This is a genomic window from Pseudomonas frederiksbergensis, assembly GCF_001952935.1.
GTDB classification, from domain to species: domain Bacteria; phylum Pseudomonadota; class Gammaproteobacteria; order Pseudomonadales; family Pseudomonadaceae; genus Aquipseudomonas; species Aquipseudomonas frederiksbergensis.
This window is the reverse complement of sequence record NZ_CP018319.1, coordinates 4,104,102-4,130,134: the sequence shown is the minus strand read 5'-3', so window position 1 is coordinate 4,130,134 and position 26,033 is coordinate 4,104,102. Positions and strand designations below refer to the sequence as shown.

The 26,033-nt window shown below is 58.8% G+C and carries 22 protein-coding genes; all 22 read right to left on the bottom strand.

Annotated features, from left to right (window positions below; genetic code table 11):
• Position 1: 1 nt before the first annotated feature.
• The 22 genes from fliI to PFAS1_RS19175 all read right to left on the bottom strand — a co-directional run bounded on the left by fliI (position 2) and on the right by PFAS1_RS19175 (position 25,902).
• Positions 2–1,360 (bottom strand): flagellar protein export ATPase FliI, encoded by a 1,359-nt coding sequence (gene fliI / locus PFAS1_RS19280; RefSeq protein WP_074874549.1) that lies wholly within the window; start codon positions 1,358–1,360, stop codon positions 2–4.
• A complete protein-coding gene (fliH, locus tag PFAS1_RS19275; protein WP_076030169.1) occupies positions 1,350–2,159 on the bottom strand; it encodes a flagellar assembly protein FliH in 810 nt (269 codons plus the stop codon). The genes fliI and fliH overlap by 11 nt, the downstream gene beginning before the upstream one ends.
• A gap of 7 nt (positions 2,160–2,166) precedes the next feature.
• A complete protein-coding gene (gene fliG / locus PFAS1_RS19270; RefSeq protein WP_007894195.1) occupies positions 2,167–3,186 on the bottom strand; it encodes a flagellar motor switch protein FliG in 1,020 nt (339 codons plus the stop codon).
• On the bottom strand, positions 3,179–4,963 hold the full coding sequence (gene fliF / locus PFAS1_RS19265; protein WP_076030168.1) for a flagellar basal-body MS-ring/collar protein FliF: 1,785 nt from the start codon (positions 4,961–4,963) through the stop codon (positions 3,179–3,181). Before fliF ends, fliG begins: the two co-directional genes overlap by 8 nt.
• Before the next feature lie 14 nt (positions 4,964–4,977).
• A complete protein-coding gene (gene fliE, locus PFAS1_RS19260; protein WP_076030167.1) occupies positions 4,978–5,307 on the bottom strand; it encodes a flagellar hook-basal body complex protein FliE in 330 nt (109 codons plus the stop codon).
• Positions 5,308–5,567: 260 nt separating this feature from the next.
• Positions 5,568–6,953: a sigma-54-dependent response regulator transcription factor FleR gene (fleR, locus tag PFAS1_RS19255; protein ID WP_076030166.1), complete on the bottom strand. Its 1,386-nt coding sequence runs from the start codon at positions 6,951–6,953 to the stop codon at positions 5,568–5,570.
• A gap of 5 nt (positions 6,954–6,958) precedes the next feature.
• Positions 6,959–8,182 (bottom strand): sensor histidine kinase, encoded by a 1,224-nt coding sequence (locus PFAS1_RS19250; protein ID WP_076030165.1) that lies wholly within the window; start codon positions 8,180–8,182, stop codon positions 6,959–6,961.
• 110 nt (positions 8,183–8,292) lie between these two features.
• Complete coding sequence (locus PFAS1_RS19245) at positions 8,293–9,768, bottom strand: sigma-54 dependent transcriptional regulator (protein ID WP_076030164.1); 1,476 nt, start codon at positions 9,766–9,768, stop codon at positions 8,293–8,295.
• Between the two features lie 173 nt (positions 9,769–9,941).
• Complete coding sequence (gene fliT, locus PFAS1_RS19240) at positions 9,942–10,235, bottom strand: flagellar protein FliT (RefSeq protein WP_076030163.1); 294 nt, start codon at positions 10,233–10,235, stop codon at positions 9,942–9,944.
• Positions 10,236–10,260: 25 nt separating this feature from the next.
• Entirely contained in the window at positions 10,261–10,653 is a 393-nt protein-coding gene (gene fliS / locus PFAS1_RS19235) for a flagellar export chaperone FliS (RefSeq protein WP_076030162.1), read from the bottom strand.
• 155 nt (positions 10,654–10,808) lie between these two features.
• Positions 10,809–12,164 carry a flagellar filament capping protein FliD gene (gene fliD / locus PFAS1_RS19230; RefSeq protein WP_076030161.1) on the bottom strand — a complete coding sequence of 452 codons (1,356 nt, stop codon included), beginning with the start codon at positions 12,162–12,164 and terminating at the stop codon, positions 10,809–10,811.
• Between the two features lie 82 nt (positions 12,165–12,246).
• Positions 12,247–12,603 carry a flagellar protein FlaG gene (locus PFAS1_RS19225; RefSeq protein ID WP_076030160.1) on the bottom strand — a complete coding sequence of 119 codons (357 nt, stop codon included), beginning with the start codon at positions 12,601–12,603 and terminating at the stop codon, positions 12,247–12,249.
• Positions 12,604–12,677: 74 nt separating this feature from the next.
• Complete coding sequence (locus tag PFAS1_RS19220) at positions 12,678–14,117, bottom strand: flagellin N-terminal helical domain-containing protein (RefSeq protein ID WP_076030159.1); 1,440 nt, start codon at positions 14,115–14,117, stop codon at positions 12,678–12,680.
• Positions 14,118–14,371: 254 nt separating this feature from the next.
• Positions 14,372–15,301, bottom strand: a complete 930-nt coding sequence (locus tag PFAS1_RS19215) for a ketoacyl-ACP synthase III (protein WP_076030158.1) — start codon at positions 15,299–15,301, stop codon at positions 14,372–14,374.
• Between the two features lie 311 nt (positions 15,302–15,612).
• The gene (locus PFAS1_RS19210; protein ID WP_076030157.1) at positions 15,613–17,187 is read right to left on the bottom strand and encodes a flagellar hook-associated protein 3; all 1,575 of its coding nucleotides are present in this window, start codon (positions 17,185–17,187) and stop codon (positions 15,613–15,615) included.
• A gap of 13 nt (positions 17,188–17,200) precedes the next feature.
• Positions 17,201–19,210, bottom strand: a complete 2,010-nt coding sequence (gene flgK / locus PFAS1_RS19205) for a flagellar hook-associated protein FlgK (RefSeq protein ID WP_076030156.1) — start codon at positions 19,208–19,210, stop codon at positions 17,201–17,203.
• 23 nt (positions 19,211–19,233) lie between these two features.
• A complete protein-coding gene (gene flgJ / locus PFAS1_RS19200; protein WP_076030155.1) occupies positions 19,234–20,535 on the bottom strand; it encodes a flagellar assembly peptidoglycan hydrolase FlgJ in 1,302 nt (433 codons plus the stop codon).
• 11 nt (positions 20,536–20,546) lie between these two features.
• Complete coding sequence (locus tag PFAS1_RS19195; protein WP_056742131.1) at positions 20,547–21,635, bottom strand: flagellar basal body P-ring protein FlgI; 1,089 nt, start codon at positions 21,633–21,635, stop codon at positions 20,547–20,549.
• Positions 21,636–21,662: 27 nt separating this feature from the next.
• Positions 21,663–22,358: a flagellar basal body L-ring protein FlgH gene (flgH, locus tag PFAS1_RS19190; protein WP_074874489.1), complete on the bottom strand. Its 696-nt coding sequence runs from the start codon at positions 22,356–22,358 to the stop codon at positions 21,663–21,665.
• A gap of 52 nt (positions 22,359–22,410) precedes the next feature.
• Positions 22,411–23,196, bottom strand: coding sequence for a flagellar basal-body rod protein FlgG (flgG, locus tag PFAS1_RS19185; RefSeq protein WP_076030154.1), 786 nt, complete (start codon positions 23,194–23,196; stop codon positions 22,411–22,413).
• A 45-nt stretch (positions 23,197–23,241) separates the two neighbouring features.
• The gene (locus PFAS1_RS19180) at positions 23,242–23,982 is read right to left on the bottom strand and encodes a flagellar basal body rod protein FlgF (RefSeq protein ID WP_074874487.1); all 741 of its coding nucleotides are present in this window, start codon (positions 23,980–23,982) and stop codon (positions 23,242–23,244) included.
• Positions 23,983–24,342: 360 nt separating this feature from the next.
• Entirely contained in the window at positions 24,343–25,902 is a 1,560-nt protein-coding gene (locus tag PFAS1_RS19175) for a sigma-54-dependent transcriptional regulator (protein ID WP_076030153.1), read from the bottom strand.
• Between the last annotated feature and the right edge of the window lie 131 nt (positions 25,903–26,033).

The following is a 26,033-nucleotide window of genomic DNA, read 5'->3' as shown; positions in this document are numbered from 1 at the left end:
GTTAGCCGCCAGCCGCGGGAGCGAAAATCGTGCCGAGATAGGCTTCGCTTTCCCCCAGGCTGATGCTGTCGTTCAGGCCCTGGCGCAGGTATTTCACCAACTGCGGTTGCAGCGAGATCGCCAGGTCGGTTTCCCGATCGCCACCCGCGACGTAGGCGCCGACGCTGATCAGGTCTCGACTCTGCTGATAACGCGACCACAGCTGCTTGAAATACTGGGCGCGCATCATGTGTTCCGGCGTAACCACCGACGGCATGACCCGGCTGATGGACGCTTCGATATCGATGGCCGGGTAATGGCCTTCCTCGGCCAGGCGCCGGGACAGCACGATGTGCCCGTCGAGCACGCCTCGTGCGGCGTCGGCAATCGGGTCCTGCTGATCATCGCCTTCGGACAAAACGGTGTAGAACGCGGTGATCGAACCGCCACCCTTCTCCGCATTACCGGCCCGCTCCACCAGTTTCGGCAGCTTGGCGAACACCGATGGCGGATAGCCCTTGGTCGCTGGCGGCTCGCCAATGGCCAGGGCGATTTCCCGCTGGGCCTGGGCGAAACGGGTCAGCGAGTCCATGAGCAACAGGACGTTCTTGCCCTTGTCGCGGAAATACTCGGCGATTCGCGTGCAGTACATCGCAGCGCGCAGGCGCATCAGCGGCGCATCGTCCGCCGGCGAGGCCACGACGACAGAGCGCTTGAGCCCTTCTTCACCGAGGATGTGCTCGATGAATTCTTTAACTTCACGACCTCGCTCACCGATCAGTCCGACGACGATGATGTCGGCCTCGGTGAAGCGGGTCATCATGCCCAGCAGGACACTCTTGCCCACGCCAGTACCGGCGAACAGGCCCAAACGCTGACCGCGACCGACCGTCAACAAACCGTTGATGCTACGAATACCCACGTCCAGCGGCTCGCTGATCGGTTCACGCTTGAGCGGGTTGATGGTCGGGCCGTCCATCGGCACCCAGTCTTCGGCCTTCATCCCGCCCTTGCCGTCCAGCGCGCGACCGGCGCCATCGAGCACCCGCCCGAGCATGCTCATGCCCATTGGCAGACGGCCGGTATCGGCCAGAGGAACCACGCGGGCACCGGGAGCGATGCCGGCAACGCTGCCGACCGGCATCAGAAACACCTTGCTGCCGGAGAAGCCCATGACTTCGGCTTCGACCTGCACCGGGTGATAACTGTCGTCGTTGATCACCATGCAGCGGCTGCCCATGGCGGCGCGCAAACCCTCGGCTTCGAGGGTCAGGCCGACCATGCGCAGCAAGCGGCCTTCCAGGATCGGCGCGCCTGCAAGCTCCGTGGCCTCGGCGTAGCTGCCGAGGCGCTTGGCGAAGCTGGTGCGATCAAGGCGCATCGAGAACGTCCGGTTCAGGTTCGACCGGCGCGACCGCTGGCTTGTCGCTGATCGGCAGTTCCAGGCTCAGATCCGGCTCGGCCGGGTGCAAGACCTGTTCGTGCAACTGATCGAACAGTTTGTCCATGACCCGCGCAACGCGGGTTTCGACCGTGGCATCGATGCGACTGTGTTCAGTCTCGACCCGGCAACCACCGGGCAACAGTGCCTCGTCCTCGACGATGCGCCAGGTTTCTTCATGGCGTTCGCGCAGGGCTTTGACCTGTTCGAAATCTTGCGGATTGATGTACAGCCGCACATTGCCCACGCCCAGCGGCAAGAGCTTTAGGGCCTCGCGCATGACGTGTTCGATCTGCGTCGAGTCGATGGCCAGTTCGCGCTGAATCACCTGTTTGGTGATGTGCTGCACCAGGTCGACCAGGGACTTTTCGATCAAGGTGTCCTGCTCGGCGATAGGCTCGAACAAATGCCCCATCAGTTGTTCCAGAGCGGCAATCTTGGCGGCCAGGGCCACCTCGGCTTCCTGGCGGACCTTGAGCGTGGCGCTGTGAAAACCTTCTTTTTCGCCCGTGGCGAAGCCTTCGTTGTAGGCCTCCTGGCGAATGCTTTCGAGTTCTTCAAGGGTCAGTGGCTGGACTTCCTCCAGCGGCACTTCTTCCATTTCCGGCGGCTCGGGCTCAGGTTCCGGCTCGGGTTCCGGCACGAACGGATCGAAACTGGGCAGCGACCAGACGTCGAAACCGCCGACGTCCTTGCCGCGGATCAGGTCGGTGTTGGACTCATCATGTTTGGACGACATAGTGACCTTAGATCATCTCTTCGCCGCCCTTCCCGCCGAGAACGATTTCTCCGGCTTCGGCCATACGGCGGGCAATGGTGAGGATTTCTTTCTGCGCGGTTTCCACGTCGCTGACGCGCACCGGGCCTTTGGCCTCGAGGTCGTCGCGCAACAGTTCGGCCGCCCGTTTGGACATGTTCTTGAAGATCTTCTCTTTGACGCCTTCGTCCGACCCCTTGAGGGCCAGCACCAGCACGTCGGAAGACACTTCGCGCAGCAACGCCTGGATACCGCGGTCGTCGACATCGGACAGGTTGTTGAACACGAACATGAGGTCTTCGATCTGACCGGACAGGTCTTCGTCGACTTCGCGGATCGAGTCCATCAGCTGACCTTCGATCGAGCTGTCGAGGAAGTTCATGATGTCGGCCGCACGCTTGATGCCGCCCAGGGTGGTGCGCGAAGCATTCGAGTTGCCGGAGAACTGCTTCTCGAGAATCTGGTTGAGTTCTTTCAAGGCCGCAGGTTGCACGGTGTTCAGCGAGGAAACCCGCAAAATGATGTCCAGACGTACCTTGTGGTCGAAGTTGCCGAGCACTTCGCCGGCCTGGTCCGGATCGAGATACGCCACCACGATCGCCTGGATCTGCGGGTGCTCGTAACGGATCACGTCGGCGACGGCGCGCGGTTCCATCCACTTCAGGCTGTCGAGGCCACTGGTGTTGCCGCCCAGCAGGATGCGGTCGATCAGGCCGTTGGCCTTGTCTTCGCCCAGGGCCTGGGTGAGCATTTTGCGCACGTAGTCATCGGAGCCGACGCCGAGGCTGGTCTGGTCGCCGACGATGTCGACGAACTCGCTCATCACCTGCTCGACCTGCTCGCGGTGCACGTTACCCATTTGGGCCATGGCCACGCCCACACGCTGGACCTCTTTGGGCCCCATGTGGCGCAGCACTTGGGCAGCATCGGTGGAACCCAGGGATAGCAGCAGAATCGCGGCTTTGTCGACCTTGGTCAGTTTGGCGGCAACGGCTCGGTTATCACTCATCTGCGTTAATCCACTCTTTCACGACCTGGGCCACGCGCCCCGGATCTTCTGCCACCAGACTCTTGATTGCGTTCAACTGTGCGTCATAGCCTTCGCTCGGGCTCGGCAGCAGAATGCTGGTCGGGCCGCCGAGACTGACGCGGTCGTTGGCCAGTTCGCCGTCCAGGCCGCCCATGCCACCCAACTCGACGTCGCTGCCGATGCCCAGCTGTTTGTCTTTGCCGCCGCCGGTGATGTTGTTGAACACCGGACGCAGCACACCGAACACCAGCACCAGGATGAACAAGACACCCAGCACTTGCTTGACGATGTCCCAGAACCACGGCTGGGAGTAGAACGGAATTTCGGCAATCACTTCACCGCGCTCGGCGGAGAACGGCATGTTGATCACGCTGACGCTGTCGCCACGGCTGGCGTCGAAGCCGACGGCGTCCTGTACCAGGCGAGTGAAGCGCGCCAATTCATCGGCGGTCCATGGTGCACGGGTGGTTTCACCGTTGGCCGCGTTGATCTTGACCTGGTCATCCACCACCACCGACACCGACAGGCGATTCAAACGGCCCTGCTGTTGTTTGGTATGGCTGATGGAACGGTCGAGTTCGAAGTTCTTGGTGGACTGCTGGCGCTTGTCCGCCGGGTACGGAGCCAGCATTGGCTGGCCGGTGGCCGGGTCCATGATTTGCTGACCGTTGGCATCGAGCAGTGGCTGGCCTGGCTGCACCATGCCGGCCGACGCGGCAGCGCCACCGGTGGTTTGCGGTGCGGAAGCCGGCGCGGGCGGCTGATTGCTCAGGGCACCCGGCACACCTTGGGGGCCATTGCTGGCGGTACGCTGTTCGTTGACCGACTGCTCGCTGCGCAACGCCGGTTGGTCCGGGTTGAATTGCTCGGAGGTCGACTCGACAGCGCTGAAATCCACATCGGCCGAGACTTCGGCTTTATAGCGATCGTTGCCCAGCACCGGTTGCAGAATGTTGTGCACGCGCTGAGTCAGCATGCTTTCCATGCGACGGCTGTAATCGAATTGCTTGCCGGCCATGGTCAGTTCGGAATTCTCCGCCTGATCCGACAGCAGGTTGCCTTTCTGGTCGACAACCGTGATCTGGGATTTGCTGAGTTCGGGAACGCTGGTGGCCACCAGGTTGATGATCGCCAGTACCTGGCCAGGCTCCAGCGAGCGACCGGAGTACAGTTCCACCAGAATCGATGCGCTCGGCTTGCGTTCATCGCGCACGAACACCGAACTTTTCGGAATCGCCAGGTGCACGCGGGCACCCTTGACGTTGTTCAGGCTGGAGATGGTGCGAGCCAGTTCACCTTCGAGGCCGCGACGATAACGGGTCGCTTCCATGAACTGGCTGGTGCCCAGGCCTTGATCCTTGTCGAGAATCTCAAAACCGATGTTGCCATCGCTGGGAGTGACACCAGCGCCCGCGAGTTTGATTCGCGCACGGGACAGGTCATCGGCCTTGACCAGCAAGGCTCCGGAGTTCGGTTCAACGGTATAGGGAATGTCGGCTGCGGCCAGGGTATCCATGACCTGTTTGGCGTCCATACCGGCAAGGCTGCCGTACAGAGGCCGATAGTCCGGCTGCTGGGACCACAACACCACGGCAAAGCCAATCGCCACGCTCGCAGCCAGGCCGACCAACAGGCCCACCTGACGCAACATGGTCATCTCGGAGAGGTTTTCCAGGAAGGACAACCCGAACAGCGGCGGCTTGCCGTCTATTGGAGTGGCCTTGGCCGGAACATTATCGGCGGCTGCTTCTGCCATGACTCAAATCGTCCTTAAACCGGCATCTGCATGATGTCTTGGTATGCCTGAACCAGCTTGTTGCGTACTTGGGTCAACGCTTGAAAAGACACGCTAGCCTTCTGCGAGGAAATCATCACGTCCGTCAGGTCTACGCCGCTCCTGCCGATCTCGAAGGCACTGGCCAACTGAGTGGACGCCTGTTGGGTTTCGTTCACTTTATTGACGGCCTGACCGAGCATGTCGGAAAAGCTGCTGCCACTCATTTGAGGAACAGCGGCAGTCGATTTCGACGCAGACATGGCATCCATTTGCATGGACCGCATGTCCAACATCAATCGATTAAATTCAATACCTTGGCTCATGGTCTACTCTCTCTGGCGACCCGCAATTTTTTGACACTCACTCGGCGGGTAGTGAGGTGTTAGCAACAAGGGTGCCAGCTCCGTGGCAGCTCCAAACAAAAGCCATCAAGGTTTTGCTTTAACCATGAATCACTGCAAAACAAATGTGGGAGCGAGCCTGCTCGCGAAGAGGGAGTGTCAGTCGACACTTATGTATCTGCCACGCCGCCTTCGCGAGCAGGCTCGCTCCCACATTTTGTTAGTGTTGCTTGCGTCAACTTTCAGGTGGCGAACAGGTACGCTTCCACATCCATTCCGGCGTCGCGCATTTGCGCCAGCTTGTATCGCAAGGTGCGCGGGCTGATGCCCAAGCGCTCGGCGGCTTCTTTGCGGCGGCCGCGCTCGGAGCGCAAAGTGTCGATGATCATCTGGAACTCACGGCGACGCAGGTCATCCCCCAGCGCCCCGGCCGACTCGGATTCGACCTCCACGATTCGCAGGGACGTTGGCGCCAAGGCTGGCAACGGCGCACAGGCGACCGGCCCGGCCAGACAGAAATCTTCAGGCTGAATCAATCCGCCCTGCTGTAGGATAAGCGCCCGCTGAATCGCGTTATCCAGCTCACGCACATTACCCGGCCATGGATAACCGATCAGGCACGCCTGAGCCTCGGGCGACAGTGTGGCCGCGGCATGCTTCATTTTATTGACGTACTTGGCCAGAAGACGCTCAGCCAACGGCAGGATGTCGGCGGTACGTTCGCGCAACGGACGCCAGGCCAGTGGAAACACCGACAGGCGATAGTAAAGGTCTTCACGAAAACGCCCCGCAGCCACTTCACCGGCCAGGTCTCGGTTAGTGGTGGCGACCACGCGAATGTCCAGCGTGATCGGCTTGCGAGCGCCGACTCGCTCGACTTCCCGCTCCTGCAATACCCGCAGTAACTTGGCCTGCAGACCCAGGGGCATTTCGGAGATTTCATCGAGCAGGATCGTGCCGCCATCCGCTTGCTCGAACTTGCCGGCCTGCGCGGCGATGGCGCCAGTGAACGAACCCTTCTCGTGACCGAACAAGGTGGCTTCGAGCATGTTGTCCGGGATCGCTGCACAGTTGATTGCAATGAACGGCTGACTGACGCGGTGAGAGTGCTGATGAATGTAACGCGCCAGCACTTCCTTGCCGGTCCCGGACTCGCCGGAGATCAACACCGTGGAATCACTGCGCGCCACCCGTGCGGCCAATTCCAGCAATTGCGCACTGGCCGGCTCGAACGCTACAGGCCCCTCGCCTTCGGTCGCGCCGAGGCTGCCCAGCGCATGCCGCGCCACCAGATCGAGCAAGGCTTTGGGCTCGAATGGCTTGACCAGATAATCCGCCGCGCCCTGACGCATGGCATCGACCGCCCGCTCGACAGCACCGTGAGCGGTCATCAGCAACACCGGCAGCTGCGGCTGACGAGTGCGCAGCAATCCGAGCAGTTGATGGCCGTCCATGCCCGGCATGTTGACGTCGCTCAGCACCAGGTTGAACGCCTCGGCACCGACCGCTGCCAGCGCCTCTTCCGCCGAGCCGACAGCTTTGAAATCGTGACCGGCGAGCAACAGCGTATCGGCCAGTGCTTCGCGTAGCGCGCGGTCATCCTCGACCAGTAAAACCTTGATTGCCATGTCCTTCACTCCGCGCCCTGAGCGCTGGGCTTTTCACCCGAAAAAAGCGGCAGGATCACCTGCGCACACGTGCCGCGACCGAGCCGCGAGCGCAGCTGCAATTGTCCTTGATGAGCACGCGTCACTGCCTTGACCACGGTCAGGCCGAGGCCGGTTCCGGTGGTTTTAGTGGTAAAGAAGGGTTCACCCAGACGCGCCAGTACCTTCGTATCGATGCCACTACCGCTATCGCTGACCGCAACACGCAGGTTGTTGTCACGGGTATAGAAATGGACTTTCAAACGCACATCGCCGGCGCTGGCCTGAATGGCGTTCTCGATCAGGTTCAGGATCGCCCCGACCAGCGTGTCGCGATTGCACAGCAACTCGCCCGCATGACTGTCGCATTGCCAGCGAATCGGCAGGTCCTGGACATGGGTCAATGCGGCCGCCTGTAGCGACTGCATCAGCGTTTTTGGCGTGACGCGATCGGTCAGCGGCAGCTCGCCGCGCGCAAACACCAGCATGTCGCGAACCTGATGTTCCAGCTCATGCAAGCGCTCTTTCAGGCGCCCGGCAAAACGTTGCTGGGTCTCGACCGGCAACGCTTGCTCAGTCAGATGACTGGCGTAGAGCAAGGCGGCGGACAAGGGAGTACGAATCTGATGAGCCAAGGACGCGACCATGCGACCGAGCGACGACAGACGTTCGTGGCGGGCCAGCTGATCTTGCAGATGACGGGTTTCAGTCAGGTCGTTGAGCAACACCAACTGCCCGGGCTCGGCATCCAGCGAGCGAGTGGAGATCGACAAACGCCGACCGTCCTTGAGCGAGATTTCGTGACCGTCGTCTTCACGGGGCGCAAAGCAGCGGGCAATGACATGACGCCACAGTTCGCCTTCAAGGGGCAGACCGAGCAGCTCGCAGGCAGCGGGGTTGGCTTCGCGCACGATGCCCTGGGCGTCAATGACAATGACGCCGCCGGGCAACAGATCAAGGAGGTTTTGCAGCCGGTTGGCCAGGCGTTCTTTTTCCGCCAGCTCCTGCATGCGCTGGGCACTGACCACCGCCAGCTCACCCTTGAGCTCGGTGACCCGGGCTTCGAGCATGCTGTAGGAATCGGTCAATTGGCTCGACATCTGGCTGAACAGTGAAAACGCCTGCTCAAGGCCAAGCCGGCTCGCCTGCTCTACGGACGACGGTTGTCCCGAAGCGTCAGGGACAGGAGACATCTGGGCGGCTTGGGGCATCGTGCTCTCTCGCTTGGCTGACCGTCAGTGAAACGGAACGTTGCGAGGGATGTAGCAATACCCGTGCCTAAAAAAAACCGCCTATAAATGAAGGACTTGAAAAACAGGCGTCAATCATCCGCCTGTTCATCACCGTCACGACGGCTCATACCGTACTTGCGCATCTTTTCCACCAGTGTGGTGCGACGAATACGCAGCCGCTCTGCCGCGCGCGCCACGATGCCATTGGCATCATCCAGCGCCTGCTGAATCAGCCCTTGCTCCAGACCACCGAGGTAGTCCTTCAGGTCCAGACCTTCCGGCGGCAGCATGGCACCGGCGGAGAAGTCCGGAGTATGGCCGTTGATAGCCACGCGCTCTTCAAGATCGCTGCGAAAGCTGTCGACCAGTTGCTCATCTTCGTCGTCGACATAGCGGAATTTCTTCGGCAACTCGACCACGCCGATCACCCCATACGGATGCATGATCGCCATGCGCTCCACCAGGTTGGCGAGTTCGCGGACGTTGCCCGGCCAACCGTGACGGCACAACGACATGATCGCTGCCGAGTTGAAACGGATCGAACCACGCTTCTCGTGCTCCATGCGCGAGATCAACTCGTTCATCAGCAGCGGAATGTCTTCGACACGCTCGCGCAGAGGCGCCATTTCAATCGGAAACACATTCAGGCGGTAGTACAAGTCTTCGCGGAAGGTACCGACCTCGATCATGCTTTCGAGGTTCTTGTGGGTTGCCGCGATGATCCGCACATCGACGCTCTGGGTCTTGTTGCTGCCCACGCGTTCGAAGGTGCGCTCCTGCAATACGCGCAGCAACTTGACCTGCATCGGCAGCGGCATGTCGCCGATTTCATCGAGGAACAGCGTGCCGCCATTGGCCAGTTCAAAACGCCCGGCGCGGCTGGTGATTGCCCCGGTGAAGGCACCCTTCTCGTGGCCAAACAGTTCGCTTTCCAGCAACTCGGCCGGAATCGCCCCGCAGTTGACCGGCACGAACGGCGCGTCACGACGCTTGGAGTGATAGTGCAGGTTACGCGCGACCACTTCCTTGCCGGTCCCGGACTCACCGAGGATCAGCACACTGGCGTCGGTGTCGGCGACTTGCTGCATCATCTGACGGACGTGTTGAATCGCCCGGCTGGTGCCGACAAGACTGCGGAAAAGATTGGGTTCACGGTGACGACCGCGCTCGCGGGCCTGGTCGTACATCTCGCGATAGACCTGGGCACGGTGCAGGGAGTCGAGCAATTTGCTGTAGCTGGGTGGCATTTCGAGGGTCGAAAGCACTCGGCGACGCTGGTCTTCAGGCAAGTCAACGGAAGAATTATCGCCCATTAACAAAACCGGAAGGAACTCATCCCAGGTTGAGAGTGTCTTTAGCAAGCCCACAAGTGCACCAGGAGCATTGACCGTCCCGATGAGGACACAGATTACTTCACGACTTGATGACAATGAGCCGACAGCCTGCTGCCAGTCATGGCTACCGCAGGGTAAATTTTCTTCGCCAAGAAAATTTAAAATCACCGCCAGGTCGCGGCGGCGGACGCTATCGTCATCAATCAGCAGAATTTTGGTTTCACGCCACATGCAATAGCAACTTCCCTAGTCAACTCAATGCCCGAAATGAGGGGGCAAGCTAGACGCTTGCAGACACGTTATGCCTGTAGACGCCTGAAATCTGGAATCAGCCACTAGTTAAGTCAAAAAACCGTGCACAGTCAAATTTATGGCGCACTATGTTTGGATTAACCGGGGATTAATTAGCCGAACAGATGGTAAACCTTTGCCGCCTTCTGCGCTTGGGTGATCTGCGACATCTCGTCGACGATCGCTTGGCGCTCGCCCGTACTCACGGTCAATAGCTGCTGATATAAATCTAACAACTGCTCAAGATTGCTCCTCAGCTCAGCCTCATCCTCCGCTCCATCCACCAAGGCATCGCTGACCACCTGACGACACTCAATGTCCAGCTCGCTGATGGCTTGCCAGTCGCGCGCTGCAAGCGCGTCGACCAAGGCGTGTCGGGTTTGTTGAATTCGATGCACCGCACTCATCTCAACTCCTCGGAGCTCACGCTCTCTATTCGCTTGCCGCGATCGCGTCCCAGCCACTTTTGATAGTCACAAGCAAGCCCGACACTTCGTCGATGATATTGGCATCATTACGAAGGTTGGCTTCAGTAAGACGATCCATCATGTAGGCATAAAGGCCATCCAATTCCTTAATGCTCTCCGGATTAGTGCTTTTGTCAGCTTCCAGACCTTGACGCAGTCCGCCAATGATTTCTGCCGCCTTGCCGATCATCAAACCCTTCTGAGCGATATCACCCCGCGCCAAGGCTCCCTTTGCCTGAGCCATGCGGTCCAACCCCCCCTCCATGAGCATCTGAACCAGACGATGAGGGCTGGCTTCGGAAATCTGTGCGTGGGAATTGACCTTCTGGTACTGGCGAAGGGCTCTCATGGGGTTCATGCTTTCTACCTCTGGCGCGCAACTCGCGGCTTGAAAGTGAATAAATGCTTAAACTTTATGTCGGCCCAAATTCGAAAAGCTTTAGGTCGACCCTCACAACAAAAAGCCCAGGCCATGCGCTCAGGCATGTCTGGGCTTTGCGACTCTGACAGCATTTAATCGGAACCGACTTTGTTCAAGGCATTCAGGGTTGTCATGATGCTTGAACTGGTCGCTTTAAGCTTGGCTACTAGAGTATCCATTGCGGTATATTTTTTGGTCAGCGTGTCGCTCAATGACGCCATACGGGAATCGAGGGCTGCCTGCTGCGAGGTCAAATCCTCCAGCGTTTGGCTGAGTGCTGCCGTACGCGACGCGAAAGCGCCAGTCTTGCTGAGTGCGAAACTTTCGGTAGCTTTGGTCATACGCGAGATAAGACCATCCTTGCCAGTCATGATGCCGGCAAGACTAGAACCATTACTGGCCAGCGCCTTGGTCCATTTTTTATCGTCGAATTCGAGCAACCCGGTTTTCTGAGCGGTACTGATACCGAATTCCGAGAGCGTCTTACTGACGCCCGAGCCAGACGGGGTAACTAATTCGTTGCGGATAGAAGACACCAGGCTGCGAACAGAAGCATCACCTGTTAGCCCGCCACCCGAGGTACTACCATCGGCAGCAACCGAAACTTTGGTGGTGGCATTGATCGCCGTCATCAGCGTGTTATAGGCATCGACAAAACCTTTGACCGAAGTCTTCAGAGCATCATCGCTGCTCACCACAGAAATCGTGGAATCACCAGTGCCTACCAATTGAACACTCACGCCACTGACAGCCGCAGCGATAGTATTGGTGGAGGACTCCATGACGATTTTATCAATGGTGTACGACGCGTTCTGGGGCGCTGTAACGACTGTTGTGCCAGTCTCCAGCCCTGAATCTCCCTTGACAACCAGGTCGGTATCCTTGCCCGTAACAGAGGAACTCAGAATCAGCCTGGAACCGTTGGAGTCTGTCAGGACGTTCGCACTGATGCCTGTGGAGGCCAATTGCGAGTTGATCGCGTCCCTGGTTTCCTGCAATGTTGCGCCAGCCGGGATACTGACGTTGTGAGCCTTACCAGACTGTTCAATTATCAAACTGCTCGGATTAGCACTATTGTTGACGATGGCCGTAGGGCCGCCCGTGAAAACCTTGCTGGAAATCTTCGAAGCTGTCGCCAGATTATCGACATGCAACTCGTAGTTACCGGTGGATGCCCCAGCCGAAACCGTCATCTTTGCCACAGTGTCTTTCGAAGAAGAACCGACGAGGCCGGTATAGTTTTCAGGCTTGTTCATCGCAGCAAGTGCCGTGCGATAAGCTTCCAATGCGGATTGGATTGATCCAACAGCGGAAAGTGTCGTACTCGTGGTCGCCGTCAGGGTGTTGATCTGCTTTTGTTTGGGCGCTTTCTCAGCATCCACCAAAGCCTTCACGATGCCAACAGTGTCGACCCCAGACCCGATACCACTGATTATTGAACTCGCCATCTTTTCTCTCCTTATCCGGTGGCCGCCGATTTCTTGACGAACAACCCTTCAATAACGGACCCAAGCCCGTCTTATGCCAGAATCATGCCCGTGCGTCGAATAGCAGACTGCTGGCATCACTCAGGCTTTGTGCCAGCTTTAAAGCGGCTTCAGAAGGGAGCTGGCGCACCACTTCGCCACTTTGCGAGGCTATAACTTTGACTACGACAATACCGGTCGTGTCGTCGATGGAGAAGTCCAGCTGCCGATGAATGGACTGAACAAAAGCCTGGATATCACTCACCGCTTGTTCCAATTCGGCTCGCTCAGGTTTCTTTACCTTTTCAGCCTCAGGCACGGTTGGCGCAGACGTTGACGTTGACGGAGCGGGAGCTATTGCAATACTGCTTTGCGCTGAAGGCGCAGGATAAGACAAGTTCAGCTTGACGCTCATATCCATGTCCAACACCTCTCACAATGTAAAAAACGGAAGGGCACGTAAACGCACCCCCCGTTACTGACCAGGCGCCTAGATTACTGAAGCAGCTTCAGTACAGCGGATGGCAGTTGGTTAGCCTGGGACAGGATCGCGGTGGAAGCCTGTTGCAGGGTTTGTTGCTTGGTCAGTTCAGCAGTCTCAGCAGCGAAGTCGGCGTCCTGTACACGGCTGCGGGCAGCAGTGGAGTTTTCCGCGATGCTGCGCAGGTTGGCGACGGTGCTGTCGAAACGGTTCTGGATCGCACCGAGGTCAGCACGCTGGGAGTCGATCGAGGCAATGGACTTGTCAATCGCAGCCAGAGCTTTCTGGGCATTGTCAGCAGTGGTGATATCGGCGTCGTTAATGCTAGACAGCTTGGAGGCAACGGATGTAGCGCCAAAGAAATCGGTTACAGAACCCGAGGCAGCAGCATCATCCAGCAAGGAGAACGACTTGGAAGCATCAACAGATACAGTGCCGCTCACAACAAGAGCGTTGATAACAGCAACGGAGTTGCCAGTGCCAGCAGCTTCGAGTTTATCGCTGTTGGATACCACGAGTTCACCAGCAGTACCACCGAAGTTACTGAAGCTGATGTTTTCGCCGCTAGCCGAAGTCACGCTCAGGGTTTTCTTGACGTCGTCATAGTTGACGGTCAAACCCAACTTGGAGGAGTTTGACGACAGCTGATCAGCCATACCTTCCAAGGAAGTAATACCGGTCAAGCTCACAGCAGTACCGGTACCAACCGTAATATCAACACTCATAGGCGTGGTGAGCGAAGCAGCAAGACCGAAAGAAGCTGTGGTCTTAGCAGTAGCGCTCATGCCAGATACAGCGCCGTTCAGGCCTGCGGCAATATCTTTCGCCGATGCACTTGCAGCAACAGCAACTTCAACGTCCTGACCGTTACCAACAACGCGGATAGCGCCAGCAGTGGTTGCGGTAGCCGATGGAACAACTGGAGTGCTGGTCACCGCATTGGAACCCAGTTTCGAAGCCGAAACGTCGCCCAGGGTTACGTTGATGATTTCGTTTGCATTCGCGCCAACCTGGAAAGCGGTGGTGCCAAAGGAGCCGTCAAGGATTTTACGACCGCCGAAAGTAGTGGTTTCGGAGATACGGGTCAGCTCAGCGCTCATCTGTGCGAATTCAGCATTCAGCGAGGCGCGGTCTTCTGCGCTGTTCGAACCGTTAGCGGATTGCAGAGCCAGGGTACGCATTTTTTGCAGAATGTTGGTCGATTCCTGCATCGCGCCTTCAGCGGTCTGAGCGATGGAGATACCGTCGTTGGCGTTCTTTACAGCGGTGTTCAGGCCGTTGATTTGGCTGGTCAGACGGTTGCCGATCTGCAGGCCAGCGGCGTCGTCTTTAGCGCTGTTGATTTTCAGGCCAGAAGACAGACGGCTCATCGAGGTGCTCAGAGCGTCGGAAGCCTTGTTCAGGTTTTTCTGAACGCCCAGGGAGGTGATGTTGGTATTTACAGATAAAGCCATGACGAAATCCTCGTTGGATGGGTACTGCGGCTTCCGGCCCTGGCAACCGCCGGGTGTGGCCTAGAGAACCTTCGTAATAGTTATCGTCGTGAAAACACTTTGCTTGAGGGGTTTTTTCGAAATTTTTAATGGCAGGGTGCCAGCCCTTTACTTTCAAGGCTTTAGAGCCAGAAACTCAGCGCCAGAAAAACGCAAAAACGCCCGGTAACTTTCGTTACCGGGCGTTTTTTGTGTCGACTGCTACGTATGACCCATCAACCGCGATAGATAATCGCCGAGCCCCACGACAGGCCTACCCCGAAACCACTGAGGGCCACACGGGTCCACTTGGAATCGAACACGTGGTTCTGCAACAGCAGCGGAATACTCGAAGACACCGTGTTGCCGGTTTCGAGCATGTCCTTGATGAACTTCTCTGGCTCGCCTTCTTCGAAGCGACGGGCGACTGCATCCACGATGGCCGCGCTGCCCTGGTGTATACAGAAGGCATCGATATCGCCAGCCTGCAGACCGGACTCATCGATCAACTCATGCAAATGAGCTGGAACTTTCAGCAGTGCGAAGTTGAACACCTGTCGACCGTTCATGAAGAACACCCCGTCGCTGACCTTCAAGTGCGCTGCGCCGGAACCGTCAGTTCCGAACTTCGCCTTGCCCAGTTGCCAGACCGCGCCCTCGCCCATCCAGGTTGCCGTAGCGGCATCGCCAAATAACATGGTGGTATTGCGATCTTCCGGGTCGACAATCTTCGAGTACGGATCAGCCGTCACCAGCAGGCCATTTTTCAGCCCCGTCGCTTCCATGAACCCCTTGAGGGCATAGATGCCGTACACGTAACCGGAACAGCCCAGGGATATATCGAACGCGGCGACATGGGTTGGCAGACCCAGTTTGTCCTGAACGATCGCAGCGGTATGCGGCAGGCCTTCTTCGTCACCGTTCTGGGTGACCACGATCAAGCAATCGATGGATTCACGCTTGAGTTCGGGACTGGCGGCGAACAGGGCATTGACTGCTTCGACACACAGATCCGAAGTTTCCTGATCGGCACCCTTGCGCGGCAAAAACGCCGAGCCGATCTTGCCAAGGATGAAGGTTTCGTCCTTGTCGAACTTTGCACCCTGGGCGTAGTTGTCAACCCCGGCTGCCGGCACGTAACTCGCTATATTTTTTATGCCAATCATTATGGCTTCCCAATAATAAACAGCTGAATATCGCCGCTCGCTGAATCGAGGGCGTCTACAGTCGGGGCTCAGCCCCCAAAGGAGGCAACGTTGGGACTCAAGGATCACATTGAGCAGGCCCACCACCTTCACCGCCCGCAGACAGGATACAGTGAAGATGCGCGTTTTGACTGGCGGGTCACTCAGAGATCGGTGCTTTATTTGATTTTGTGGCACAAGCCCTGCTCCGCCCCACCCTGCCTCACTAAAAAAAATGCAAAAAAAAGCCAGCCCCCTATGACAGGGACTGGCCGCGAGCGGTCAAGACCGACTCAAAGCTTGTTGAACAGGCCCAGCTGGGAAATCTTCGAGAATGCCAGTTGTGCCGCTTGCAGCATGGTCTGCTGCAAGGTCAGACGCGTCAGCACTTCCGCCGGATCGGTGTTCACGATCGAGTTTTGCGTCGATGTGTTGATCAACCCCGTGCTCTGATTCTGCGCACTCTGCATATCCATCACATTCCCCCGCGCACCGATTGCGCCCCGGGTCAGGTCGACCTGATTCTTGGCATTGCTCAAGTTGGCGATGACCGAAGCCACCGTATTTTCCAAGTTGCGCTGCGCTGTCGGGCTGCCCAAGGTCGGCGTTTCGAGCGCCTGACGCAGCTGGCTGATGGTGTCGAGTACGTTCTGGGTCTGGTGAGTATTGACCGAGACGTCGAACAGGTCACTCGCCGCCGGCGTACCACCGAGGGTAAAGCTGACACCAGCAGCCGTCGCCACGCCAGCGGCTACGGTGCCGGAAGTGACCGGGACGCTGCCAGCTGTCAACGGTCGGGCGTACAGGTCAAAAGTAGTCGGGCTGGTGAACTTCAGAACCGCCCCACCCTCGGGGAAAAAGCTCTTGTAATCTGCCGCATTGGTCACCGACGTCTGGGTAACCAGCGTAGTCGAGGTGTTACCCGGAGCACGGGTGCTGACGAAGCTGTCGGGCTTTGCCGTCAACTTGAAACTGTGGCCAGCAATTACCGCGTCCGCATTGCCGTCGTTGTCGCCACTTTGATAGGTGATATCCAGAGCAAACGTCACACCGCGGAAATTGATCTCGGAACCACCCTCAGTTTTAGGGTCGAAAGCCCCACCCTGAGTCGCTTCGGCAGTTACGTCATTGCCTCCGGCATCCTTAATCACGTACTGAGTACTGCTGGTAAACGACAGTGTGTAAGGCTCGCCACTGCGGAAGCTCGCATCGAAGGAGGGACCGGAAGTCACTAACCCTGGCGAAAGAGACACCCGCCCGTCATCAACGGTCGGAACAGTCATGGTGCTCGCACTGCGACTGGCGTTGATGGCCTGCTGGAACACGTCCCAACCGGTATCGTTGAGCCCCAGCGACATCGAGTCACCGATCTTCAATTGCAGCTGGGTCTGGTCGCCCTGATAGCTGTAGGTGCCGTCGCTATTGCGCGCGAAGGGCTGAGTGTTGTTGCTGGCGCCGGAAAAAATGTACTTGCCGTTGGCGTCCTTGCTGTTCATCAGGCTCAGCAATTGATCTTCGGATGCGCCCAGTTCGGCCGCAATGGATTTGCGGTCATCGTCGTTCAACGAACCGCCACCGGCACGCACCGCCAACTCGCTGACTTTTTGCAGCACGTTGTTGATGCTGTCCAGCACGCTTTCTTCCTGCGCCTGAGCGGTGTTCAACGCGCTGATGTTGGTGGTGTACTGGCCCAGCATCGCGCTTTGCTGATCGAGTTGAAGCAAACGGGCTGCACCTACGGGATCATCCGCCGCCGTCGTGAGCTTCACGCCACTGCTGGCCTGCTCGGCCGACTTCAGCAGGTTGTTGAAGTTGCGCTGATAGTTGGCTGCCGTCGTCGCATAATACTGTGCAGTAGAAATACGCATGTTCTACGGCTCCTTAAAGGGCATTGATCAGAGTGCTGAAAATTTCCTGCGCAGTCTTGATAATCTGCGAAGAGGCCGAGTAGTACTGCTGGTATTTGACTAGGTTGCCGGTCTCTTCATCGAGGTCGACACCTGACAGTGAATCACGTGAGTTTCTGGCCTGGGTCAGGATGGTGTCAGTCGCCGTGGCATCCAGTTGACCCTGCTTGGTCATGGAGCCGACCGAGGAGACAAGACCGCCGTAGGCCTCAGTGAAGCTTACGCCGGGGCTGGTGGCGTTTGCGCCAACCGTGGCCTTGGTTTGCAAACCGAGCAGCGCTTGCGAATTGCGGTTGTCGGTGCTGTCCGGCGCAGTCATCGAGATATTGAAACTGTCGTCCTTGGCAGGGCTGCCGCTGACGGTCATCGCGACCTTGAAGGTTTTCGCAGCGCCCCCGGCGTCCGTGTAAGGCACCGAAATACTCAGATCGTTGTTCTGACCAGGCACGATGCTGCCGGTCCCGATGCTAGCGCCCTTGGCGTCGAACATCTCATAAGCGGTGCTGCTGGTCATGAGCAGGCGAACAGGCATCGCCGCCTTGACCGCCGTCTGTACTTCCAGGCGCTGTACCGGATCGTAGATATCCAGGGCAGTACTCAACGCTGGCTGGCTGACAGCACCGGTGCCGTCATTGCCCGAGGCCTTGGCGGACGTCAGCGGAGCGGCTGTGGCCAAGGTCTTGGTATCAGTCATGACGGTGGTCATGTCCGCCGCGGAACTGCGTGTCGGGGTAATTTTGAAGGTATCGCCTGCGCTCACCGGGCCAGCGTTGAGGCTCAGGCTGAAACCATCAATGACCAGTGCAGGGGTCGCGCCCAGGGTGGAGCTGCCCATGTCGGTATTGTCCGACAGACGACGCACGCTGTAGTCCGTGGCGCTGGTGAAGGTCACCTGGTAATCGCTGGCCGCCAGCTTGCTGGTGTCTTTGATGGTGACGTTGAGGTTGCCGGACGCCGGATTGTTGCTGGCATTGGCGATACTGCGCTGGCTGATGGCCTTTAGACTATTGATGTCGTTAAACAGCGCCGAGCCGAAATTGCCGTTCTGATCCAGCCCCTGCCCCAACTGTTTGTTGACCTGATCGGTCACCACCATGGCGATGCGACCCAGGTTGTTGACGGCGGGCGTCAGCACGTCATCGCGGTAACGCAACAGGCCGCCCATCTCGCCGCCGCTGACCCGGGAAGTGATATCAATCGTCGAACTGCCGCGATCCATGATGATCGAGGACCGGGTAGGGTCATTCTTGTCAGCCGCCACGCGCAACGTATTGGCCGTATCACCGATGACCAGCGGCTGACCGCTGCCCAAATAAATATCTATTCTGCCGTTGGTTTCGGAGACCTGCGTGCCCACCAGCTCGGAGAGCTGGCGAACGGTCTCGTTGCGCTGGTCCAGCAGGTCGTTGGGCATGCCGCCCGAACCACTGACCTCGCTGATTTTCTTGTTGTAGGCCGCAACAGTCGCCGCCAACTTATTGACCTGATCAGCCATCGAACCCAGTTGATCGTTGATGTACGTGCCTTGCTGATTCAATTGCTGGGAGATGGCATTGAAGCGACTGCTCAACCCCTGTGCATTGGTCAACAACGCTTGACGTGCAGCGCTGTCATTGGAGTTGGCGGACAGCGTTTGCAACGACGAGAAGAACGATTGCAGCGTTTTGGTAATACCGGTGCCGCTATCGGACAAAAGCTTGTCCACTTGCGTGGCTTGCCCCAGATACGCTTGCGCATCGCTATTGAGCGAAGTGGTGGTCTGCAACTGGGCATCGAGGTAACTGTTGTACACCCGGCGCACATCGGCCAGCGTCGTACCGGTGCCGATGAATACATTGCCGTTCTGAACAGAGCCTTTGGTGCTCTGCACAGTTTGCTGGCGCGAGTATCCGGCGGTGTCGACGTTGGCGATGTTATTGCCGGTAGTCAGCAATGAGGAATGGCCAGCAGCCAGCCCCGACATCCCAATATTGAGCAAACTCATGGTTCAGACCTTATAGCTTATGCCTATAGAGGCGTGGTGGTAGCGCCCGCCGCAGCGTAGTTCTGGTAACTCGTCATCTGCTTGGCTATCTGCGAAATCTTGCTTGCGTAGTCCGGGTCGGTTGCGTAACCGGCCTTTTGCAACTCGCGCACAAACTGTTCTGGGTTATCGGCCGACTTCACAACATCTTGATAGCGATTGTTGGTTTGCAGCAGCGTCACAAGGTCATGGAAGCTGTCCTTGTAAGAGTCATAGGAACGGAACTGCGCCGTCTCCTTGACCATCTCGCCATTCCTGAATTCGCTGGTGATTGCCCGTGCCGATTCGCCCTTCCAACTGCTGCTGGCCTTGATGCCGAACAGGTTGTGACTGCTGCTGCCATCCTGGGCGCGCATGACCGATTTGCCCCAACCGGTTTCCAGGGCGGCCTGCGCCACCAGGTAACGCGGATCGACGCCAATACGTTCGGCGGCCTCTTTGGCCATCGGCAGCATGGTGTTGACGAATTCGTCGGCGGAACTGAACGCTTTCTTCGCCGGTGCCAGCGGTATTTGCGCCATGGCACGACCGTAAACCTGCAGGCGCCCGCTGGATGTCGTATCCGTTTGCGAAGCCAGCCAATCGCCGTTGTACAGCGGACCGGCGCCGGTCTTGATGCTCTGCGGCATCTGGATGTTGTTCTGTGCCGTCGTGGCGGTCGCGGCAGGAATCGATGCCGACGGCACCAGCCCTGCGAGCAAGCGGTCGGCCAGTTTTGGCGGCAGCGCCAGACGTCGCTGATTGATCAGCGCCATATCATTGCGATGAGTGCCTTCGCCCGCACTTGCCGGCGACTTCACCGAGCGCGAAGCCCACAACGGACGCTCGCCATTGAGGCGCGACAGCGGACCGTGGGTGGCGACCGTGCCGGCGGCAATCGGGGTTTCCACGGCGGCTTTCGCGGCAGCTTGCTTGGCGGCTGACGCAGCAGCGGCCTCGCCCGGAGCCAGCGGTTTGTTCTTCGACATCTGACGCATCAGCACGTCAGCCAGACCAATACCGCCGCCCTCACGGGACATGGAAACAGCCAACTGTTGGTCGTACATTTCCTGGTATTGCTTGGCTGCCGGTGTGTTGAGCGGATTGTCCTGGCCCAGCGCGTCGGTGGCCGAGCGCATGGACTTGAGCATTTCACCGAGGAACAGCGACTCGAATTCCTGCGCAACCTTGCGCATGTTCGCGTCACTGTCCTTGTCGCCGACCTTGAGTTGGTTCAAGCGATTCAAGTCCGAATAGGAACCCGAATCGCTGCTGCTGACCCCCAATCCGCCCTTGCGCATATCCATGGTCGCCGTCCTCAGATCACGATCAGGTCGGCTTGCAACGCGCCGGCCTGTTTCAGGGCTTCGAGGATGGCCATCAAGTCACCCGGCGCCGCGCCGACCTGGTTCACCGCACGCACGATTTCGTCGAGGGTGGTGCCCGGGCCGAACTTGAACATCGGCTTGGCTTCCTGCTGGGCGTTGACCCGCGAGCGCGGCACGACCGCCGTCTGCCCATTGGACAGAGGGCCGGGCTGGCTGACGATCGGGTCTTCGGTGATGGTCACGGTCAGGCTGCCGTGGGTCACGGCGGCCGGGGAGACTTTTACATTCTGGCCGATCACGATGGTACCGGTCCGCGAGTTGATGATGACTTTCGCCACCGCCTGACCCGGGTCGACTTCAAGGTTCTCGATGATCGACAAATAGTCGACGCGCTGACTCGGATCAAGCGGCGCACTGACGCGAATCGAGCCGCCGTCGATGGCCTGGGCAACGCCAGGGCCGAGCATGTTATTGATCTTGTCGACGATGCGCTTGGCGGTAGTGAAGTCCGAACGGTTGAGGTTCAGCGTCAGGCTGTTGCCCTGGTTGAAACCGCTCGGCACCGAACGCTCGACCGACGCACCACCCGGGATACGACCGGCCGACGGAACGTTAACGGTGATCTTCGAACCGTCTCGACCTTCGGCGTCGAAACCGCCGACCACCAGGTTGCCCTGGGCGATCGCATAGACATTGCCGTCGATCCCCTTGAGCGGCGTCAGCAGCAAGGTGCCGCCGCGCAGGCTCTTGGAGTTACCGATGGACGATACGGTGATGTCGACCTGCTGCCCCGGCTTGGCGAACGCCGGCAAATCGGCACTGATCGATACCGCCGCGACGTTCTTCAACTGCACGTTGCCCGAACCCGGCGGCACCTTGATGCCGAACTGCGAGAGCATGTTGTTGAAGGTCTGCAGGGTGAACGGGGTTTGCGTCGTCTGGTCGCCGGTGCCGTTAAGCCCGACCACCAGGCCGTAGCCGATCAATTGGTTGGAACGCACGCCGGAAATACTGGCGATATCCTTCAGCCGTTCGGCTTGAGCGTTGAACGCTGCGGACAGCATTAGAGCGGCCACCATGAGGCTTTTGAAATTCAACGTGGCCACCTAGAAAGGGAACAGCGGACTGAGGAAGAAACGGTCGAACCAGCCTGGCTGACTCGCATCGGCAAATGCACCGGTGCCCGAGTAGGTGATGCGCGCATCGGCGACGCGGGTCGACGACACAGTGTTATCGGTGGCGATGTCATCGGATCGAACCATACCGGCAATCCGCACCAGCTCATCGCCGGTGTTGAGGGTCAGCCATTTCTCGCCGCGCACGGCGATGATGCCGTTGGGCAACACGTCAGCGACGGTCACGGTGATCGAACCGGTCAGGCTGTTGCTCTGCCCGGACTTGCTGTCGCCCTTGGTCGCGCGGTCACCTTCGTAACCGACATCCAGGCTCAGGCTACCGCTGCCCACTGGATCGCTGGTGCTCAGGCCGCCACCGAAAAACGAGCTCAGGCCGATGTCGGTCTTGCTGTTCTTGCCAATTTGCGAGTTGGCGTTCTTGCTGGCCTGGGTGCGTTCATTCAGGGTGATGGTGATGATGTCACCGACCCGGAACGCCTTGCGGTCGCTGTACAGGTTCTGTTCGAAACCGGCCTGGTAGATCGAGCCGTTATTGGCGGCAGCCGGCAGCGGCGTGCGCGGCAACACCGGGGCGTAGTAAGGGTCATTGGGCTTGGGCGGCGGGGCAACGCAGCCCGCGAGCACGACGGCCCCACTCAGTGCCAGAACAGATACGAAGCGATTCATGACCCTACCTCACGGTGTTGCAGGCGACCTCATGGCCGCCTCATAGACTTGATTACAGATTCTGCGTTACGAACGAGAGCATCTGGTCGGCGGTGGAGATCACCTTGGAGTTCATCTCGTAAGCGCGCTGAGTGGTGATCATGTTGACCATCTCTTCAACGGTGCTGACGTTCGAGGTTTCCAGGGTGTTCTGCAGCGTGGTGCCGAAACCGGCCAGGCCCGGGGTACCGACTTGCGGCGCGCCGCTGGCCGCGGTTTCCAGGAACAGGTTGTTGCCTACCGCCTGCAGACCGGCCGGGTTGATGAAGTCGGCGGTTTGCAGGTTGCCGATCACCTGGGAGGCCGGGTTGCCGGTAACGGTGATGGACACGGTGCCGTCGCGACCGACCGTGAAGGTCTGGGCATCGTTCGGGATGACAATGGCCGGCTCCAGGGCGAAGCCACTGGAATTGACGATCTGGCCGTTGGAATCGAGGTGGAACGTACCGTCACGGGTGTAGGACGTGGTGCCGTCCGGCTGCAGAATCTGGAAGAAACCGCGACCGTCGATGGCCATGTCCAACGGCTGCTCGGTGGTTTGCAGGCTGCCGGCGGTGAAGTTTTTCTGGGTGCCGACGATGCGCACACCGGTACCCACTTGCAGACCCGACGGCAGTTCGCTGTCCTGGGTCGACTGGGCGCCTGGCTGGCGTTTGATCTGGTAGAGCAAGTCCTGGAACTCGGCGCGGTCACGTTTGAAACCCGTGGTCGACACGTTGGCCAGGTTGTTGGAAATGGTCGTCAGGTTGGTGTCCTGGGCGGACAGACCTGTTTTGGCAACCCATAGAGCCGGAAGCATTCGATTCTCCTCGTGCGCCTGTTTTACGGCGCGACGTTCTGATAATTAGCTGATCTGCAAGACCCGAGCCATGGCTTGGTCGTCTTCTTTGGCGGTGTTCATCATCTTGATGTGCAGCTCGAACTGCTTGGCCAGGGCCAGCACCGAAGTCATCTCTTCCACGGCGTTGACGTTGCTCGACTCAAGGAAACCGGACACCAGTTTGACGTCGGCATCGGCCTGCGCCGGCTTGCCGTCCTTGGTGTGGATCGAACCGTCCAGGCCTTTGGTCATGTTCTTGAAATCCGGGTTGACCAGTTTGATGCGGTCGACTTCCGCCATCACGCGCGGACCTTCGCCCATCGCACGAATGCTGATGGTGCCGTCCTCGCCCACTTCGATTTGCTGCTCGGGTGGCACGGCAATCGGCCCGCCATTGCCCATCACCGGCATACCGTTGCCGGCCCGCAGCACGCCCAGGGCGTCGACGTTCAGGCTGCCGGTGCGCACGTAGCTTTCGCCGCCATCAGGGTTCTGAACGGCGATCCAGCCATTGCCTTGCACCGCGACATCGAGGTCGCGACCGGTTTGCACCAATGCGCCAGGGGAGAAATCGGTGGCCGGACGTTCGGACAGGGCAAACGCACGCGCCGGAAAGCTGTCACCGAACACCGGCATCGAACGCGCCTGTTCCAGGTCTTTCTGGAAGCCGTTGGTGGAGATGTTCGCCAGGTTGTTCGCATGAGCCTTCTGCGCCAGTGCATTCTGGCTGGCGCCGGTCATTGCCACATAAAGGTACTTGTCCACACTCTTTCCTCTGCATGCCGGACGTTTGCCGTCCACCGCTGTACTGCTGAGCCACAAGCAATTTGCAGACCAACTTTTTTCTGACGGCGCAGGGCCCGGCAAACAAAGGACTTGAGGGGTTCAGGAGGGATTGGAGGATTGTGTCGAAGACGAAAAACCGGCGGTGTTATGCCGGAAGGTGGCAAGAGCCGGCCTTCATGACCGACTCAATTCCCTGTAGCGAGGGGGCTTGCCCCCGTTCGGCTGCGCAGCAGTCGTAATTACGGACAACTCGACGGATCTGAAAGATTGCAAGGGGCTGCTTCGCAACCCAACGGGGCGATGCGGCGTTCCGACAAGCCCCCTCGCCAAAGAAGCTGTTTAGCCCGGCTCTTTGCCGACTTCATACTCACGCAACTTATTGGCAATAGTGGTATGCGAAACCCCCAACCGCTTACCCAGTTGCCGACTGCTCGGATGCTCGGAATACAAACGCTCCAGCACCGCTTTCTCGAAACGCCCGACAATCTCGTCCAGCGCGCCCTCGAGCGAGAAATCGCCAAGTGGCTGACGCACGCCGTAGTCCGGCAGTCGAATATGTTCGGCCTTGACGGTCCCGCCCTCGCACAAGGAAACCGCCTGGAACAATACGTTTTCCAATTGTCGGACGTTGCCCGGCCAATGGTAGTGACTGAGCCGTTCCATCGCCGCTGGCGCCAGTTTCGGCAGTGGGCAACCGATCTGCCGACTGGCCTGATCGAGGAAGTGTTCCACCAGCGGCGTCAAACCATCGAGGCATTCGCGCAGTGGCGGGATGTGCAGTGAAAGCACATTCAAGCGGTGATACAAATCCTGGCGAAACTCACCCCGCGCGCACAACTCGGACAGGTCGACCTGCGTCGCGCAAATCACCCGCACATCCAGGTAAACCTCTTCATCACTGCCCACACGACGGAAGCAACCGTCCTGCAGGAAGCGCAGCAATTTCACCTGCAAACGCGGGCTCATTTCCCCGACACCATCGAGAAATAGCGTACCGCCTGCCGTCAGCTCCAGCAGACCGAGCTTACCCTCGGCCCGCGCCCCCTCGAAAGCGCCGGGGCCGTAGCCGAACAGCTCCGTCTCAGCCATGGATTCCGGCAGGCCGGCGCAGTTGAGCGCCATCAACGGTGACTGCCCCCGCGGACTCGCCAGGTGGCAGGCACGCGCCAACAACTCTTTACCGGTACCGGTTTCGCCTTCTATCAATAGCGGCGCATCCAGCGGCGCCATGCGTCGGGCTTCGCGCACCACCGCGGCCATCACCTTTGAGCTTTGGAAAATGCTGTCGAAACCGCGCAGTTCCTGCTTGCGCACGTTATAGATGCGCTCACCGACCCGGTCGGCGCGATGCAACGTGAGTACGGCACCGGCCATGGCTTCGCTGTCGTCATGCTCCGATTGCAGTGGCGCGATGTCGGCGAGAAACACGTCGCCCTTCACTTTCACCCGCAAGCCGTTGATCCGCGACTTGTTGGCGCGCACCAGTTCCGGCAAGTCGAAATCCTCGGCGTAACGCGACAACGGAATCCCCGGCACCTCATCAACCCGCACGCCGAGCAACTGCGCCGCCGCGCGGTTGGCCGCGACGATCGAGCCGCCCATGTCGATCGATAGCACCGGAAATTCCAAGGCGCCGAGCAACGCATTGAGTTCCATGTGCCGACGTTCGCTAGGCATTAGCCCTACGCGCTTGACGCCGAATACCCCGCCGATCGCCTCAAACTTCGGACGCAACGCCTGAAACTGAATGTTGATCAGGTTCGGGCAGTGCAGATAGATCGCGTTGCCATGCTCACCGCCGACTTCGCCGCGAGCGACGTTGATCCCGTACTCGACCAGCAGGTTGAGAATGTCGCGCAGGATACCGATGCGGTTCTGGCAGTGGACTTTGATACGCATAAAAAGGCCCGAAACAGGAGTGATCGAGGGCCTGAGCAGGGATTTTTCTGCGCAGACACCAACTTAGTCGTCAAGATTATGTGACACCTGCACGCCATTTCAAACCCGCCAATCTCAATCCCTGCGCCATT